11 protein-coding genes, 4 tRNA genes and 1 pseudogene are annotated in these 15,768 nt (G+C 29.8%); 12 read left to right on the top strand and 4 right to left on the bottom strand.

Going from position 1 to position 15,768, the window contains the following annotated elements; all coding sequences use genetic code 11:
- Positions 1 to 83: 83 nt before the first annotated feature.
- Positions 84 to 170, top strand: a tRNA-Ser gene (locus M9396_RS00310).
- A 295-nt stretch (positions 171 to 465) separates the two neighbouring features.
- Here the strand turns inward: M9396_RS00310 and M9396_RS00315 are convergent.
- Positions 466 to 539: transfer RNA gene (locus M9396_RS00315), tRNA-Lys, on the bottom strand.
- Positions 540 to 1,037: 498 nt separating this feature from the next.
- Between M9396_RS00315 and pgsA the strand changes: the two genes are divergently transcribed.
- The 3 genes from pgsA (at position 1,038) to M9396_RS00330 (ending at position 2,185) form a co-directional block, all read left to right on the top strand.
- Positions 1,038 to 1,589 carry a CDP-diacylglycerol--glycerol-3-phosphate 3-phosphatidyltransferase gene (gene pgsA, locus M9396_RS00320; protein WP_250256899.1) on the top strand — a complete coding sequence of 184 codons (552 nt, stop codon included), beginning with the start codon at positions 1,038 to 1,040 and terminating at the stop codon, positions 1,587 to 1,589.
- A gap of 429 nt (positions 1,590 to 2,018) precedes the next feature.
- Positions 2,019 to 2,089, top strand: a tRNA-Cys gene (locus M9396_RS00325).
- A gap of 14 nt (positions 2,090 to 2,103) precedes the next feature.
- Positions 2,104 to 2,185 (top strand) — tRNA-Leu (locus tag M9396_RS00330).
- Positions 2,186 to 2,327: 142 nt separating this feature from the next.
- On the opposite strand, the pseudogene M9396_RS03345 reads toward M9396_RS00330, so the two are convergent.
- The 3 genes and pseudogenes from M9396_RS03345 to rne form a co-directional block, all read right to left on the bottom strand.
- Positions 2,328 to 3,276, bottom strand: a pseudogene (locus M9396_RS03345) (L,D-transpeptidase family protein).
- Between the two features lie 373 nt (positions 3,277 to 3,649).
- A complete protein-coding gene (gene lpxL, locus M9396_RS00345) occupies positions 3,650 to 4,573 on the bottom strand; it encodes an LpxL/LpxP family Kdo(2)-lipid IV(A) lauroyl/palmitoleoyl acyltransferase (RefSeq protein WP_250241191.1) in 924 nt (307 codons plus the stop codon).
- Positions 4,574 to 4,978: 405 nt separating this feature from the next.
- Positions 4,979 to 7,570, bottom strand: a complete 2,592-nt coding sequence (rne, locus tag M9396_RS00350; RefSeq protein ID WP_250256702.1) for a ribonuclease E — start codon at positions 7,568 to 7,570, stop codon at positions 4,979 to 4,981.
- Between the two features lie 517 nt (positions 7,571 to 8,087).
- Here rne and rluC point away from each other — a divergent pair.
- The 8 genes from rluC (at position 8,088) to pabC (ending at position 15,761) form a co-directional block, all read left to right on the top strand.
- Entirely contained in the window at positions 8,088 to 9,059 is a 972-nt protein-coding gene (gene rluC / locus M9396_RS00355; protein ID WP_250256703.1) for a 23S rRNA pseudouridine(955/2504/2580) synthase RluC, read from the top strand.
- Between the two features lie 946 nt (positions 9,060 to 10,005).
- Positions 10,006 to 10,176, top strand: coding sequence for a 50S ribosomal protein L32 (gene rpmF, locus M9396_RS00360; protein WP_250241185.1), 171 nt, complete (start codon positions 10,006 to 10,008; stop codon positions 10,174 to 10,176).
- Between the two features lie 30 nt (positions 10,177 to 10,206).
- On the top strand, positions 10,207 to 11,235 hold the full coding sequence (plsX, locus tag M9396_RS00365; protein WP_284308827.1) for a phosphate acyltransferase PlsX: 1,029 nt from the start codon (positions 10,207 to 10,209) through the stop codon (positions 11,233 to 11,235).
- 5 nt (positions 11,236 to 11,240) lie between these two features.
- Positions 11,241 to 12,194, top strand: coding sequence for a beta-ketoacyl-ACP synthase III (locus tag M9396_RS00370; RefSeq protein WP_250241182.1), 954 nt, complete (start codon positions 11,241 to 11,243; stop codon positions 12,192 to 12,194).
- A gap of 23 nt (positions 12,195 to 12,217) precedes the next feature.
- A complete protein-coding gene (fabD, locus tag M9396_RS00375) occupies positions 12,218 to 13,156 on the top strand; it encodes an ACP S-malonyltransferase (protein WP_250256901.1) in 939 nt (312 codons plus the stop codon).
- Between the two features lie 29 nt (positions 13,157 to 13,185).
- The gene (gene fabG, locus M9396_RS00380) at positions 13,186 to 13,920 is read left to right on the top strand and encodes a 3-oxoacyl-ACP reductase FabG (protein WP_250241179.1); all 735 of its coding nucleotides are present in this window, start codon (positions 13,186 to 13,188) and stop codon (positions 13,918 to 13,920) included.
- 133 nt (positions 13,921 to 14,053) lie between these two features.
- Positions 14,054 to 14,305 carry an acyl carrier protein gene (acpP, locus tag M9396_RS00385; RefSeq protein WP_250241176.1) on the top strand — a complete coding sequence of 84 codons (252 nt, stop codon included), beginning with the start codon at positions 14,054 to 14,056 and terminating at the stop codon, positions 14,303 to 14,305.
- A gap of 631 nt (positions 14,306 to 14,936) precedes the next feature.
- Positions 14,937 to 15,761: an aminodeoxychorismate lyase gene (gene pabC, locus M9396_RS00390; RefSeq protein WP_250241173.1), complete on the top strand. Its 825-nt coding sequence runs from the start codon at positions 14,937 to 14,939 to the stop codon at positions 15,759 to 15,761.
- Positions 15,762 to 15,768 lie beyond the last annotated feature (7 nt).

Genomic DNA, 15,768 nt, shown 5'->3' on the forward strand with positions numbered 1-15,768 from the left:
AGTTTTTGCTATACGTAGAAGTATAATGTATTTATTGTACTTATCAAAAAATGATAATATAATTATATTGTTTCAAATCTTATGGAGGAGTGGCCGAGTGGTTTAAGGCGCCGGTCTTGAAAATCGGTAATGCAAAGAAGCATTCTAGAGTTCGAATCTCTACTCCTCCGGAGATTTGAAGTATAATGATTATTCTTTGTACTAATGAAATGTGATAAAATCGATATTTTTTATTATTTTTTAAAAATTGTATAAGCAAATATACTTCTTAAAAACTAGTTATTTTGATAATTAATGTGTGGTTTTTCATTTATACTATTTTAAGAGCATGTATTCAGAAGTGATTATTAAAGTTTTTGCTCTAATATTTCAGTTATTTCGTAGATATATATTTATATTAAAAATTTTAAAAGGTTTTTTCTAACTTACTAAAAATGTTAGCAGATATTGCAGTGTCTCATTGATTGGGTCGTGTAGGATTTGAACCTACAACCAATTGATTAAGAGTCAACTGCTCTGCCACATTGAGCTAACGACCCAATTATATTTTCATATATATGAAACTATGTTAGTAACTAAATTGAATTTTGATTATTTATTCTTTATATATTACTATGTGATATTATTATGTGTAATTGGTTACTTAATGGGCCAAAGACAACTTAATTAATTATAGCAACTTATAGACATTGTATCCACAGCAATAGAATACTTTGGTCTTAGTATTCTATTATATCACATAATAATAGAGAAAATTGATGATTATATGTTTTATAAATATTTTATGACGTAAGGTTGCAACGATGTAGTTTATTAAATAAATGGATACTATATTTCGATTTTATGTTATAAGAATATTGGTTATAGGTTAAATGAGTAGTGGTTTATCTAATTGAGAATTTTGATTATATTGATAGAGAATAATGTTATTATGTAAGATTCCTTATAAATATAAAGGATGAAGTATGTATTTGTAAAGTTGTAGTATTTTCAAGAACTAATATTCTAATTTTGTTGGATTAATTGTTTTTGTGATTATGGATTTTATTAATATACCGACATATCTTACTTTATTGCGTGTTATCATGGTACCGTTTTTTACGGTAATGTTTTATTTGCCTGTAAGGTGGGCGCCGATGATATGTACCATTACGTTTTTTGTTGCGGCTGTTACAGATTGGTTTGATGGATTTTTGGCTCGTCGTTGGAAACAAACTACTAGATTTGGTAAATTTTTAGATCCAGTAGCAGATAAAGTTATGATAGTTGCAGCACTTGTTTTAATAGCTGAACATTTTCATGCGTGGTGGGTCACATTACCAGCGTCTATTATAATTATTCGTGAAATGATTATATTAGCATTACGTGAATGGGTAGCTGCAATTGGTAGTCGTAAAGGAATTGGAGTTTTATGGATTAGCAAAATTAAAACATTTGTACAAATGTTGGCTTTAACTGCATTACTATGGAGCTCTGCTGAATGGATAGTAATTATAGGTATTGTTGCGTTATATGTCTCAGTGTTATTGACATTTTGGTCTATGTGCCAATATTTATATATTGTGCGTTATGATTTGTTTCATTATTGATTTCTATTTATATAGATTATAATTTTAAGGTGAAAATGTAATTGTATTTATTTGCAAAATTGATTAGCATTGACATGCTATCTATATTGTTTGGATATAGGGTTATTTATATAAACTTACATTATATTCAAACATTAAATATGTATATTACTTATACAGAAAACGTACACTTATTTAAAGATAAAAATATAATTTGAATTTAATCGCTGATGCCAATACGATAAAATCATGTTAGTGTTTGATTTATATCACGTAAGAACTGTATCCTTTTTAAATAGCAGGGTAGTCTAAGATTGCTGTAGATCTACTATTGTTCAGTTAATCAGTAACAATTCAAATTGTTACTGAAGAATCTATGATTAAGATGTGGTTATGTTGATAGGGTTATGTACTTACTTCATTGTATATTTAGATTAACATTGTTTGTAAGGCGCGTTGGCAGAGTGGTCATGCATCGGATTGCAAATCCGTATATCTCGGTTCAATTCCGAGACGCGTCTTTTTATTTTGAACAGCCCGGGTGGTGGAATTGGTAGACACAAGGGACTTAAAATCCCTCGGCTTTGACTGTACGAGTTCAAATCTCGTCCCGGGTAGTTTGTTATAATGCTATGTGTGATAAAAATTTTTTAAATATTAAAAATGGTTTTTGTTTAAAAATAAATTGATTCGATAATTACTAGTATGTGTTTAAAGTGCAATGTCATTATGTTTAATATAGATGGTTATATATAATAGTTATTTGTTTTTATTGTTGGTAAATTTACGTGTAATGTTTATTGGTATACCGGAACGATCTTTTAATGCTTTGTTAATTATTTCATAATCTACGTTGGAATCGTTTATTAATATAGATCGTATTTGTTGTTCTAAATGTGCTATTATCGATGCTTCTGATCGTTTTTTGTCTTTGTTACAAGACAACGGATTGTGAATTTCTAAATACCGCATACCATTTTTTTCAACAGTACTTTTCACAGGTTCATTTATAAATTGCACTTTAGTACCGACGGGGACAATGTTAAATAAGTATTCAATATCTTCAGGACGTAATCTTATGCAACCCCGAGTTATTCTAAGGCCAATTCCAAAATTGCTATTGGTGCCGTGGATTGCGTAATTTTTTTCTAAGTATAAAGCATATAGCCCCATAGGGTTATTAGATCCAGCCGGAAATATGGCAGGTAGGATTTCTCCATGTTTAATATATTCATCACGCATATTTTTGGTAGGGATCCAAATTGGATTTTTTTTTATGTGTTATTGAGGTTATCCAATATGATGGTGTTGCATTTTTAATGGTCCCGATAGCTATCGGTAACACAATTACGGTATTTTTTTTTTCAGGATAATAGTATAATCGCATTTCAGCGTTGTTAATAACAATTCCCGAACGAGGCGTATTTGGTAAAATTAATTGATGTGGAATTATTAATCTTTTTTCTGAATCTGGAAGATATACATCGACGTCGGGATTAGCTTCTAACATATTGCTCATTCCTACTTGAAATTGTGCAGAAAAATACTCAAGAGAATATGTATTGTTTTTAGGTGTGACAATTTCAATATTTTCGCCTATTAGTCTGTTATTGTTATCAGGTAATGTATAAACAGTAGCAGAAGCTAAATACTGATGTAAACTAGCAACAAAAAATATTATATTATAAAAATATATTTTTGTATTCATCTTTGTTTATTTTGTTTAAAAATATATGTTTTGTTATTTTTATATATGATTAATAGTATTGTAAAAATTATTTTAAAATTTTTAGGAACGTTTAATTATAATTTATAATCCATCAATGTAATCTCTCATTATATCAAAAAATTGTATAAAATTGCAGTGGTATATAATAATTTAATTTTTATTAATTTCAAAAAGTGATTTCTTAATTAAATAGAAACATTTTGAGTATAATGTGATTTAAATAATATTTAATTATGAAATGAAATGGATAAATTATGCATATTTTTCGTATCTGCATACGTATCAATAATAATTTATATAATGTGAGTAATTTTATCGGACTGCAATAAGTTGTTTGATTTTGTTTGTTTAATTAATATAAAGAAGATTCTCCAGGAGGACGGGTTTTAAATCGACGATGTAACCACATATATTGGTCAGGGGCTAGTAAGATTACTTGCTCGATTAATTTATTAATGTGTTTGATCATATTGATATTCGTATCTAAAGGTATTTCATCTTGTTGATTTGGTAAAATTAGTAGTTCATATCCGAGAATATTAGGTAATCTGCGTGCCACAAAAGGAACAATTGCAGGTTTGGCTATTTTTGCGAGTATATAAGTACCGATAGTACTCGCTGCATTTGACACTGCGAATAAGGGAGCAAATACACTGTTTTTATATCCATAATCATGATCTGGTGCATACCAAATAATTTCACCGTGTTGTAAAGCTTTGATCATGCCTTTAATATTAGTACGGTCCAACATGGTTTTATTCGATCTTAATCGTCCTTTAGTTTGTAACCAGTTTAATAATGGATTATTATTAGGACGGTAGACACCAATGCCTGGATTTAGCATACCTAAAATTCGTGCACCTAATTCTAAAGTGAAAAAATGCATTCCAATCAGTAATATGCCTTGATTTTTTTTTCGTGCTTGGGTTATATTATCTAGTCCATTAATTTTAAACCAGCGTTTAATTCTATGTTCTGACCAAAACCAAGCCATTCCAGTTTCAAATATCCCCATACCTATCGATTCACAATTTTTGTTGAACAATTTTTTTTGTTCTTGACTTGGTAAATTAGGAAAACAGAGTTCTAAGTTTCTACGAATAATATGCATGCGATTTATCATAAAATATTTTGTAATACGACCAATTCTAGTACCAAGATAGTGTATGATAGGATAAGGGAGTAGTACTAAAATATATAATGTTCCTATACCTATCCAGATTAACCAAAATCGTGGTTGCAAGAAAGAGTAATTAAAAACCGGAAGTTTTCTCATATGCAGCAGTCAACATCATATAAACGGCATAATAAAAATGTATTAGCGTATATTTACAGTATTAATTGTTACAATCATATATATTTTAGGCATTTATTTTTATAAAATTGTACGTATCTATACTAAATATAGAATATCTTAAATTGTTTATGTAATTTTGCAGCGAATAAAATTTTTTAAAATTAGACATATAGGTTCATGCGTGTAGACAATATATTTATGTTAATTAGTTATTTCTTTAGAGGTTGTAAAGCTTAAAAATCAGGATATAATTGTAAATTTATTTTATTAAAAAATAAAGAATTAGTTTTTATTTTGGATTATATTTTGGACATATGAAAGGTATGTGTATGTAACGAGCTTTCGAGAGTTATTTTAGCGCTATGTCACATTTATTTAGTAGTATTATTGCATTTTTTTTAAGGTAATTTTTTCTCGACGTTGTTGTAATCGGTATTTAAAATTTATACGAAAATGACGAGAAGATCGGCGTATACGCCGAATCAGTTGTGTACGGTTATTGTTGTTTTGTTGAGATATGTTGTTATTCTGTTTAGCAGTGCTATGCTTAAAATGTGGATAATGTATGATAGTATTGGTATTTTTTGGAATATGTAGAGTATTTGACATCAAATCAGAGGTATGAATATTTTTAGAATTATCAATAGTATTAGAATTTACTTCAGCAACGGTAGTTTTTTTGTCAAAAATGCGGGAATCTGGTGTATTATATGTTCTGTAGGAATTGATATTTATAGATGCTACTGGTTCTTTATTTACTTGCATATGTAAGTTGTGTTCAGATTGGTGATGTTTTCGCCATATCCAATATTCTGAATGATGTGCCTTATTTAAGTACTGATGTTTAACGTCGTGCGTATATCTTTTTTTATATCTCTGTATAGATGGTTTTTTCGTTATTTTTTCAAGAGACTGTATTGGATCAGTGTAGCAGGGAGTAGGTGCAGATTTGTAAATATTGTCATTAAATTTTGATAGAGACTTAGTATTATTATTATTTTTATTAAAAAAATCTGTTATTTTTTTACGATTATTTAAATCAGTTTTATTTTTTGTATTATGGGTATAATTTTTTTTATTATTATTGTTGTATTTAGAATAAAAATTCGGATATGATTTTAAATAATGATTTACGGTCTGAGACGGTTTGTGTTGATATATAATTTTAGTGTATATCCAATTGATGTTTTTGGTGATTATTTTTGATAATATTTGTTTTAAATTATTATAACTTGTGATACATAAACTGAGTATTTTATGGCAACGATTTTTGATTTTATCAAACCATGGTATTTCTCTTTTTGATTTAAATTGCAATTTGAAATTTGCATAATAAAAAATTTTATTATAAGTAGGTACTAAATTTGATGGGGTGTTTGTTGTTGACTGTAGTTTTTCTGTAGTATCAGTGTAATTTGAAGAAATTATTTCTCCTGATGATTGGGTTATTTCATAGTCTTGATTTGTTGCTAACAAATAGCTTGGTTTATTGTATGTTTCTCCTTTACGTATACGTCGTATTTCGTAATTTGGAGTTTTCATTTGTTCGTAAGGCACTATAATGGCACGTACTCCTTTTTGTCGTTGTTCTATATCGCTAATGGCTTTTCTTTTTTCATTGAGTAAATATGAGGCGATAGCTACAGGAACGATAGCATGTACTTCATAGGTATTATCCTTTAGTGCTTCTTCTTCAATTAAACGTAAAATTGATAGAGAAAGAGATTCATTGTCACGAATGCTGCCTGTTCCGCTGCAACGCGGGCAAATATGATGACTTGATTCTCCAAGCGACGTACTTAATCTTTGTCTAGATAGTTCTAATAAACCAAATTTAGAAATATGTCCTATTTGAATGCGGGCGCGATCTTGATGCACCGCTATTTTTAGGCTATTTTCAATTTCTCGTTGATGTCGAATTGGAGTCATGTCTATGAAATCTATAACAATTAATCCACCTACATCACGAAGACGTAACTGACGCGCTATTTCATCAGTTGCTTCTAAATTGGTATGAAAAGCTGTATCTTCAATGTCTGCTCCTTTAGTAGAGCGTGCAGAATTAATATCGATTGCTGTTAGAGCTTCGGTAGTATCTATAACAATGGAGCCTCCAGATGGCAATCTTACTTCTCGTTGAAACGCTGATTCTATTTGAGATTCTATCTGGTAGTGACTAAATAAAGGAATATCGCCATTATAAAATTTTATTTTTTTAATGAAATCTGGGCGACCTAAAGAAGTTATATGTTCTTTAGCTAAATTCATAATTTTGGGATTATCAATCAGAATTTCTCCTATATCTGGGCGTAAATAATCTCTAAATGCACGCACAATAACATTACTATCCTGATGAATTAAAAAAGGAGCAAAGTGCTTTTCTGCAGTATTTTTGATGGCTTTCCAATGTTGTAAACGAGAAGTTAAATCCCATTCTAATGCCTCGATAGATTTTCCCAGCCCAGCGGTACGAATAATTAAACTCATTCCTTCAGGTAATTCTAAAGTAGATAGAATTTCTTTTAATCCGACACGATCGTTTCCCTCAATTCGTCTTGAGATTCCACCGGATTTGGGATTATTTGGCATGAGTACTAAATAGCTACCTGCTAAACTGATAAAAGTAGTTAATGCAGCACCTTTATTGCCTCTTTCTTCTTTATCTATTTGTACAATTAGTTCTTGTCCTTCACATAAAATTTCCTTAATATTGAATTTATTATAGGAAGATGACGAAGAAAGAAAATATTCGTGCGAAATTTCTTTTATAGGAAGAAATCCGTGTCGTTCGACGCCATAATCTACAAATACTGCTTCTAAACTAGGTTCAATTCGGATAATTTTTCCTTTATAAATATTTGATTTCTTTTGTTCATGACCCACTGTTTCAATATCTAGATCATATAATCGTTGCCCATCTACTAATGCTACTCGTAATTCTTCTTGCTGAGTAGCGTTAATTAACATTCTTTTCATTATAATTTTTGCTCAATGTTGATATATTGAAATATAGATATTTTGATTTAAATATCTAATTATTTTCAGTATTTTTATAGTTTGATGTTTAATAGATTTGCATTTACAACTTAAATGTATAATTATTTTTTGTCTAGAAGGTTCCTGGAATTGTTAATAAATATATCTATGCAAATCATAATATTAGTTATCGATAGACTATTGTATTGTACATAACATCATTACGAATGATATTTATTATTGTTGTTATTTTTAGAATATATCAGTTATAAGTAATCTTATTGTAATCAAATAAACTAATAATTGTACTTGGTATTAGATGAAAAATAACACTGTAAAAATTATATACGTGTGAAATTAAATGTTTTAATTTAAAATTATTAATTGCGAATATTAAATATATTAATTTTACAGTATTTATTATGCAAACTTATATTAGCTTGCTAAAAATTATAATTTTTTTCATTATCTTTATCATTATTATATTAAAACAATTATGTAATTGCCATGGTTTCTTATGAAAGAACATGATATTCATATACATTTTATTAGAATTTCTTCAAATTCTTCTGGTCAAAGAATTGATAATTTTTTGTATACTTATTTAAAAGTAGCACCTAAATCTATGATTTATAGAATTATACGAACTGGCGTAATACGTGTTAACAAAAAAAGAATTAAATTTCAGTATAAGTTGCAAATAGGAGATTTATTAAGAATTCCTCCAATAAGAGGAATAAAAATTAATAGATTTAATACGAAATATATGGAAGAAGTTGCATTTTTACAGAATATCATAATTTATGAAGATGATGATTTATTAGCACTGAACAAGCCTACTGGTATTGCTGCGCATGGAGGAAGTGGTCTTAAATTTGGTGTTATTGAAGGATTACGAGCATTGCGTCCTAAAGCACAGTTTTTAGAGTTAGTTCATCGTTTAGATCGAGAAACTTCTGGTGTGTTATTAGTGGCTAAAAGACGTACTGCTTTAGTATATTTACATGAACAGTTACGTTTACAAAATATGAAAAAGGAATATTTAGCTTTAGTACATGGAAGATGGGATGTAAATCTACAAATAGTATCCGCGCCATTGTTTAAAAAAAACACTTTATTTAACAGTAACAGAGTTGTTTACATAGACTCTGAAAAGGGAAAATTTTCTACAACTCATTTTCAAATTAAAGAACATTTTGATAGTGTAGCGACTTTTCTGGCAATTAAACCTATTACTGGACGCACACATCAGATTAGAGTACATACTCAATACGTGAGTCATCCTATTGTAGGGGATAACCGGTATGGTAATTATCAGTCTAATATTCGATTTAAACGATTTGGATTTAATCGATTATTTTTACATGCTTCTATATTGCGTTTTATACATCCAAACACAAAAAAAAATTTCCATATACATGCGCCATTAGGTCAATCATTTCAGAATTGCTTATTTTTTTTAAGAAATTTATCTATAAAAAAGTTATGATTGTTTATTGGAAAATATTAGTAAAAATATAGATAATTTAAAATAATTAAAAATTGATTATTGTTAATTTCTATTAGAAGGATGATATGTGTAATTTTATTTTAAAATAATTGTGCCGATTTATTTTTTTTAATAAAAAATATAAGTAAATTAAACATTGATTTAATTACTTATTTTTAATAAAAACATTTTATGAAACATGAATTTTTTGGAGTAACCGTATAATTGAATTATTAACTATGTAGTTAATGTTAATTACAAATATTTAGAAACTTTATCTTAAAGAATAAAAAAATTAATCAATTGTTTTGATGACTTATGAAGTACATGTATATTTTAGCAATGTTGATTATGAGTAAGAATGTAATCTGTAGGATGATCTATATAATATCATGAGTTAAGGATTGTATATATTTAAATGAATTGAATTTTGTTGAAATATATCATGAAATTTTATTGGTTGAATTGATGTGTTAGTAATTGATGTTAAAAGATCTATTTTTAATGTGTCTTAAATGATATTTTTTATTTTAAAAAGCAGTAAGTTCATAAAATGAAACTGTAAAAATATAGCATTATGATATATTGGTATATTTTATATCAATTTATTTTTTATACAATTTAAAATATATAGTTATGTGTGTAAATGCAGTGATTACATGGGGTCACTATTTTTTAAACAGTTAGAAACATGTTTTGTGATAATGTAAAAAAGGTAGGTTGAATAAATAAAAAATTATATTTGCGGAACGATAGATAATTAATCATAATATATTTTTTGGTAAATAATTATTTTTATATTGAAAATGAACAATATTTTTATCTTAAAAAACTACATGGTGTGTAATAAATAAGTGAATATTTTAATTATTAGTCGATTTCATTAGGATTAGATCGGTCTTTGGATGAAAAATAATATTGAAATATATCAAAAGGAGAGTATAGCATGGCTGTACAACAAAATAAATCTACTCGTTCTACAAGAGGAATGCGTCGTTCTCATCATGCGCTGCGCTTGGTTACTATATCAGTAGATCGGACATCTGGAGAAACACATCGACGTCATTATGTTACTTTTGATGGATTTTATCGTGGGCGAAAAATGATTGAGAAGTAATTTTTGAAAAACGATATACAGTTACAAAATTTGGTTATTGCATTAGATGCAATGGGTGGCGATTTTGGTCCTGTGGTAACGGTGCCTGCTTCTTTAAAAGCATTATCTTTATATCCACAACTTAGATTGTTACTTGTTGGAGATCCTGATGCAATTTTACCCATATTAGCAGAATCAAAATCTATAAGTATTGATAGATTAACTGTTATTCCATCAAAATCGGTAATCAGAGGAGATGTGAGGCCTGCTCAGGCTATCAGAGTGAGCAAAGATACCTCGATGCGTGTAGCTTTAGAGCTTATCAAGTCAGGTCGCGCTCACGCTTGTGTTAGCGCAGGAAATACAGGGGCTCTCATGGGTTTATCTAAATTAGTACTTAAATCTGTACACGGTATTGAACGCCCTGCTTTAACGACGTTGCTGCCGCATCAAAAACAAGGAAAAACTGTTATTTTGGATTTAGGAGCGAATATTTCATGTGACGGCGCAATGCTGGTACAGTTTGCGATCATGGGTTCAGTATTATCAAAGCAAATTTTAGGAGTAAGTAATCCAAGAGTAGCATTATTAAATATCGGATCAGAAGAAACTAAAGGATTAGATAATATTCGTCACGCTTCCAGGATATTGCATACTATTTCATCAATTCATTATGTTGGTTATATTGAGGCGAATGATTTATTATTGGGGAAAACAGATGTTTTGGTTTGTGATGGATTTATTGGCAATATTACTTTAAAGACTATGGAAGGGGTGATAAGAGTTATTTTATCAACATTACAATCGTCAGGAAAAAAAAATAAGCCGAACTGGTTTATGCAAATTGTTAATTTTTGGATCAGAAAGTATCTGTTTAAGCAATTTAATCAATTTGACCCTGATTGGTATAATGGCGCTCACTTGGTAGGTTTGCGTAGTACGGTAATAAAAAGTCATGGAGCAGCTAATCAACACGCATTTATCGCCGCTATCACACAGGCAATGCATTCCGTGGAACGGGAGGTTCCAGAAAAAATTTCTCATCAATTAAGCGCAGTGCTATCTAAAAATAATCATTAATATACATGTTTACTAGAATTCTTGGAACAGGGAGTTATTTACCTAAAAACATTAGATCTAATATTGTTTTAGAAAAAATGGTAGATACATCGCATGAATGGATTGTCGCTCGTACTGGTATTCAAGAACGGCGCATTTCTACCTCTGATGAAACTGTTGCCAAAATGGGTTATTTTGCTGCTAAAAGAGCTTTAGATATGTCTTGTGTGCACGCTGACAAAGTAGGGATTATTATTGTTGCAACTACATCTTCCAGCCATGCATTTCCTAGTTCAGCATGTCAAATTCAACGTGATCTACATATACGAGATACTATTGCCTTCGACTTATCAGCAGCTTGTTCTGGATTTGTTTATGCACTAGGTGTAGCGGATCAATATGTTAAAAATGGAAGCGTAGATTATGCTTTGGTTGTAGGGTCAGATACTTTAAGTCATACTTTAAATCCTAGAGATCGTGGAACGTTGGTTTTATTTGGGGATGGAGCAGGAGCAGTAGTACTTGGTCGCTCGAAAACACCAGGTATTATTTCTATTCACTTACATGCAGATGGAGATCATGGGGATTTATTGACTCTTCCTAATTGTAATAGGAAGAGTCCTTCTATATCTAATTATTTAACCATGTCTGGCAACAAAGTATTTAAAATAGCTGTTTCTGTTTTAGCACGTGTTATAGATGAAACTTTGAATGTTAATAATTTACATCAAGCTGAATTAGATTGGTTAGTCCCGCATCAGGCTAATTTAAGAATTATTTCTGCTACTGCTAAACGATTAGATATGGATATGAGAAAAGTAGTAATTACGATTGACAGACATGGGAATACATCTGCAGCTTCTGTTCCTTTAGCGTTAGATGAAGCTGTACGTGATGGTCGTATCAAGTCAGGTCAATTAGTATTACTAGAAGCGTTTGGGGCTGGATTTACCTGGGGTTCAGCGTTGTTACGGTTTTAATTATGAGAGGAATATTAATTATTATGAATATATTAGCGGTAGTATTTCCAGGACAGGCAGCTCAACAAGTAGGGATGCTAAACACTCTTTCGGAACATTATCCGTTAGTAAAAGAGACTTTTTCTGAAGTATCGGAGGTTCTAGGTTATGATATATGGAAATTGGTACAACGTGGGCCTGCTACAGAATTAAATAAAACTTATCGAGCACAGCCGGCTATTTTAACAGCTTCAGTAGCTATTTGGAGAATATGGAAACAACAGGGAGGTTGTACACCAAAGATAATGGCTGGTCATAGTTTAGGAGAATATTCTGCTTTAGTATGCGCGGAAGGTATGGATTTGCATTCTGCAGTTAAATTAGTAATGATACGTGGTATGTTGATGCAAGAAGTAGTACCGTATGGACGTGGAGCTATGTCTGTAATTATCGGGCTCAGTGATGATGTTGTTTTTGAATTATGCAAAGCAGTACAACAAGATCAAATTGTTTCTCCTGCTAGTTTTAATGGGCCTGGACATGTAGTTATTGCCGGACATAAAGAAGCAGTAAATCGTGTCAATTTGTGTTGTAAAAATGCAGGTGCAAAACATATACTTATGCTGCCGATTAGTGTTCCATCGCATTGCTCATTAATGAAACCAGTAGTTGTAAAGTTCAGAAAAGAATTAGAAAAAATCGTTATCACTACTCCTAGAATACCAGTAGTAAATAATGTTGATGCGTGTGTTGAGTGGGAACCTAAAGATATTCGTAATGCATTAATACGGCAATTATATACTCCGGTGCGTTGGAATGAAATCATGCAATATTGCATTCATCAAAAAATTAAGAGATTTTTAGAAATGGGACCTGGTAAAATATTAACTGGATTGATACGTAATACTGTTAGTGATGTGTTTAGTTTGTCAGTAAATGATCCTGTTTCTTTATCAGAAGCAATTAGAATTAATAAGAATTAATATATTTGTATAAGAGGAGTATATGTAGGATGAATTTTAATGGAAAAATTGTCTTAGTAACTGGTGCTCGTCGCGGTATTGGTCGTGCTATTATCGAAATGTTTGCAATATATGGAGCTACTGTAATAGGAACTGCAACTAGTGAATTAGGCGTGAAAGACATTAATAGGTATTTAAGAAATCAAGGGAAAGGGATGCAATTGAATGTTGCGGATAAATGTTCTGTCGATCTTTTTTTTGAAAAAATGCGTCAAGAATTTGATAGTGTTGATATATTAGTGAATAATGCTGGTATCGTTCAAGATAATATTTTGTTATATATGAAAGATGATGCATGGCAATCTGTTATTGATGTAAATTTAACTGCTGTATACCGTATGTCTAAAGCGGTAATAAAATCGATGATAAAAAAACATTATGGTAGAATTATTAATATTGGTTCTGTAGTTGGTGTTATGGGCAACGCTGGGCAATCAAATTATTCGGCTGCTAAATCAGGGTTGATTGGGTTCACAAAATCTTTAGCTCGTGAAGTTGCTTCGAGAGGCATTACGGTTAATCTGGTAACACCAGGATTTATTTGTACAGATATGGTTAAAAAATTAACTGATAAACAAAAAAATGATATTTTATTACAAATACCAGTTAATCGTTTTGGAGATCCAAAAGATGTGGCTTATGCGGTAATATTTTTTGCCTCTGATCATTCAAACTATATTACTGGACAAACGATGCATATTAACGGGGGAATGTATATGGGTTAATTTATTCTATGTGATTTATTTTAAATAAAAATATAAGAAAATAAAAATGTATTTTATTCATCGTTTGCAGTGTGGTGTGTTTTATATTTTTGGATACTATTATATAAGCGCATGTTGATAGGAAAATAAAAATATGAGTACTATAGAAGAAAAAGTAAAAACAATTATCTCTGAACAATTAGGGGTTAAACAAGAGGAAGTAGTAAATCATGCTTCATTTGTTGATGATCTTGGAGCTGATTCTCTTGATACTGTTGAGTTGGTTATGGCGTTAGAGGAAGAGTTTGATACTGAAATTCCAGATGAAGAAGCTGAGAAAATTACAACTGTTCAGGCGGCAATAGATTTTATTAGTAATAGTCATCAACAAAATAAGAGTAATTAATTATAAACTGATATCTTTATCTTGTTGTATTAAATAATATATGAATGATTTTTAGCGCATTATATTCATAATCATAATATAAATTGAATTCTATTGGAGATAGTTCTTGTTATGTATACATTTGATTAAATGTGCAAGTATTATATTTATCTAGGTTAATAACTTAATATACTGATTAAGTGTAAGCGCGTATTATTGATTAATAAATTCACGAATTATTTCTTATGAATAAATCGAATTATAGTATGAAAAATAGTAATAATAGTATATGAACATTAAAAGATAGTAGTTTCAAAAAATCTGTTTCTATAGAGAACATTATGAATATTAGTATAAATCGTTTTGTTTTATTATAATATCAAAGATATTATAAGAGCTATATGATAATCAGGTTAGAATAAAAATTTGTGTACATAGAGATATAGGGTAAGATAGATATTAATTGTATGTGTGCTGATATTATATGCGTTAATGTGTGATTATGTTTATTTTAATGTGAGTAACGCATAGTGCATATAAATAAAAAATAATTGTTTATCTTTTTGTTGTGTATGATCATTAAGAATTGTTTTAGTATTAATTATATTAAATAATTATTAACATTATTAAACATTTACTGATTGAGATTAACATGTATTGGGTGAATGGAATTTCAAAAAAAACAATATCATTAAATAATCGTGCTTTACATTTTGGGGATGGATTTTTTACGACTGCTAAAGTACAGAATGGAAAAATAGATTTTTTAGATTGGCATATGGATAGATTGGTTATCTCAGCAAAAAGGTTAATATTTAACAATTTTAATTTTAATCTTCTATATAAAGAAATGCAGCAAGCGGCTGCATATAATGATATATATAGTGTTATTAAAGTAATAATAAGTAGGAGTAATAGTCACAGATTATATGGATATCGATGTAATAATGATATTGAACCATTACGTATAATTCATGTTAGTCGATTGCCAAAATATTACGCGCGCTGGATTCATTCTGGGATTCGCTTAAGAACGAGTATTGTGCGGTTAGCACGTAATGCTTGCTTGGCAGGAATAAAGCATCTTAATAGATTGGAACAAGTTATGATTGCCATTTGGGTAAGCAAAAGCGAAACAACTGATGAAGCACTAGTTTTAGACACTGATGGAAACGTGGTAGAATGTTGTAGTGCCAATATTTTTTGGAGATATAAATACCAAGTATTTACTCCATCTTTATATTATTCTGGTGTTAATGGAATTATGCGTCAATTGGTATTAAAATTATTACCAAAATTAGGCTACTGTATACGAGAAGTGATGGTTGGACCTGAACATTTAAAAAGTGCAAATGAAGTTTTTATTACAAATTCTTTATTACCGTTAGCGCCAGTTAATTCAATTGATGATTGTGTGTATTCGGATAGGACATTATTTCATTTGCTACATTTTCATGTTATACATAATAAAATTTAAAATATTT

Origin of the sequence: Blochmannia endosymbiont of Camponotus modoc (assembly GCF_023585785.1) — a bacterium.
GTDB lineage: Bacteria > Pseudomonadota > Gammaproteobacteria > Enterobacterales > Enterobacteriaceae > Blochmanniella.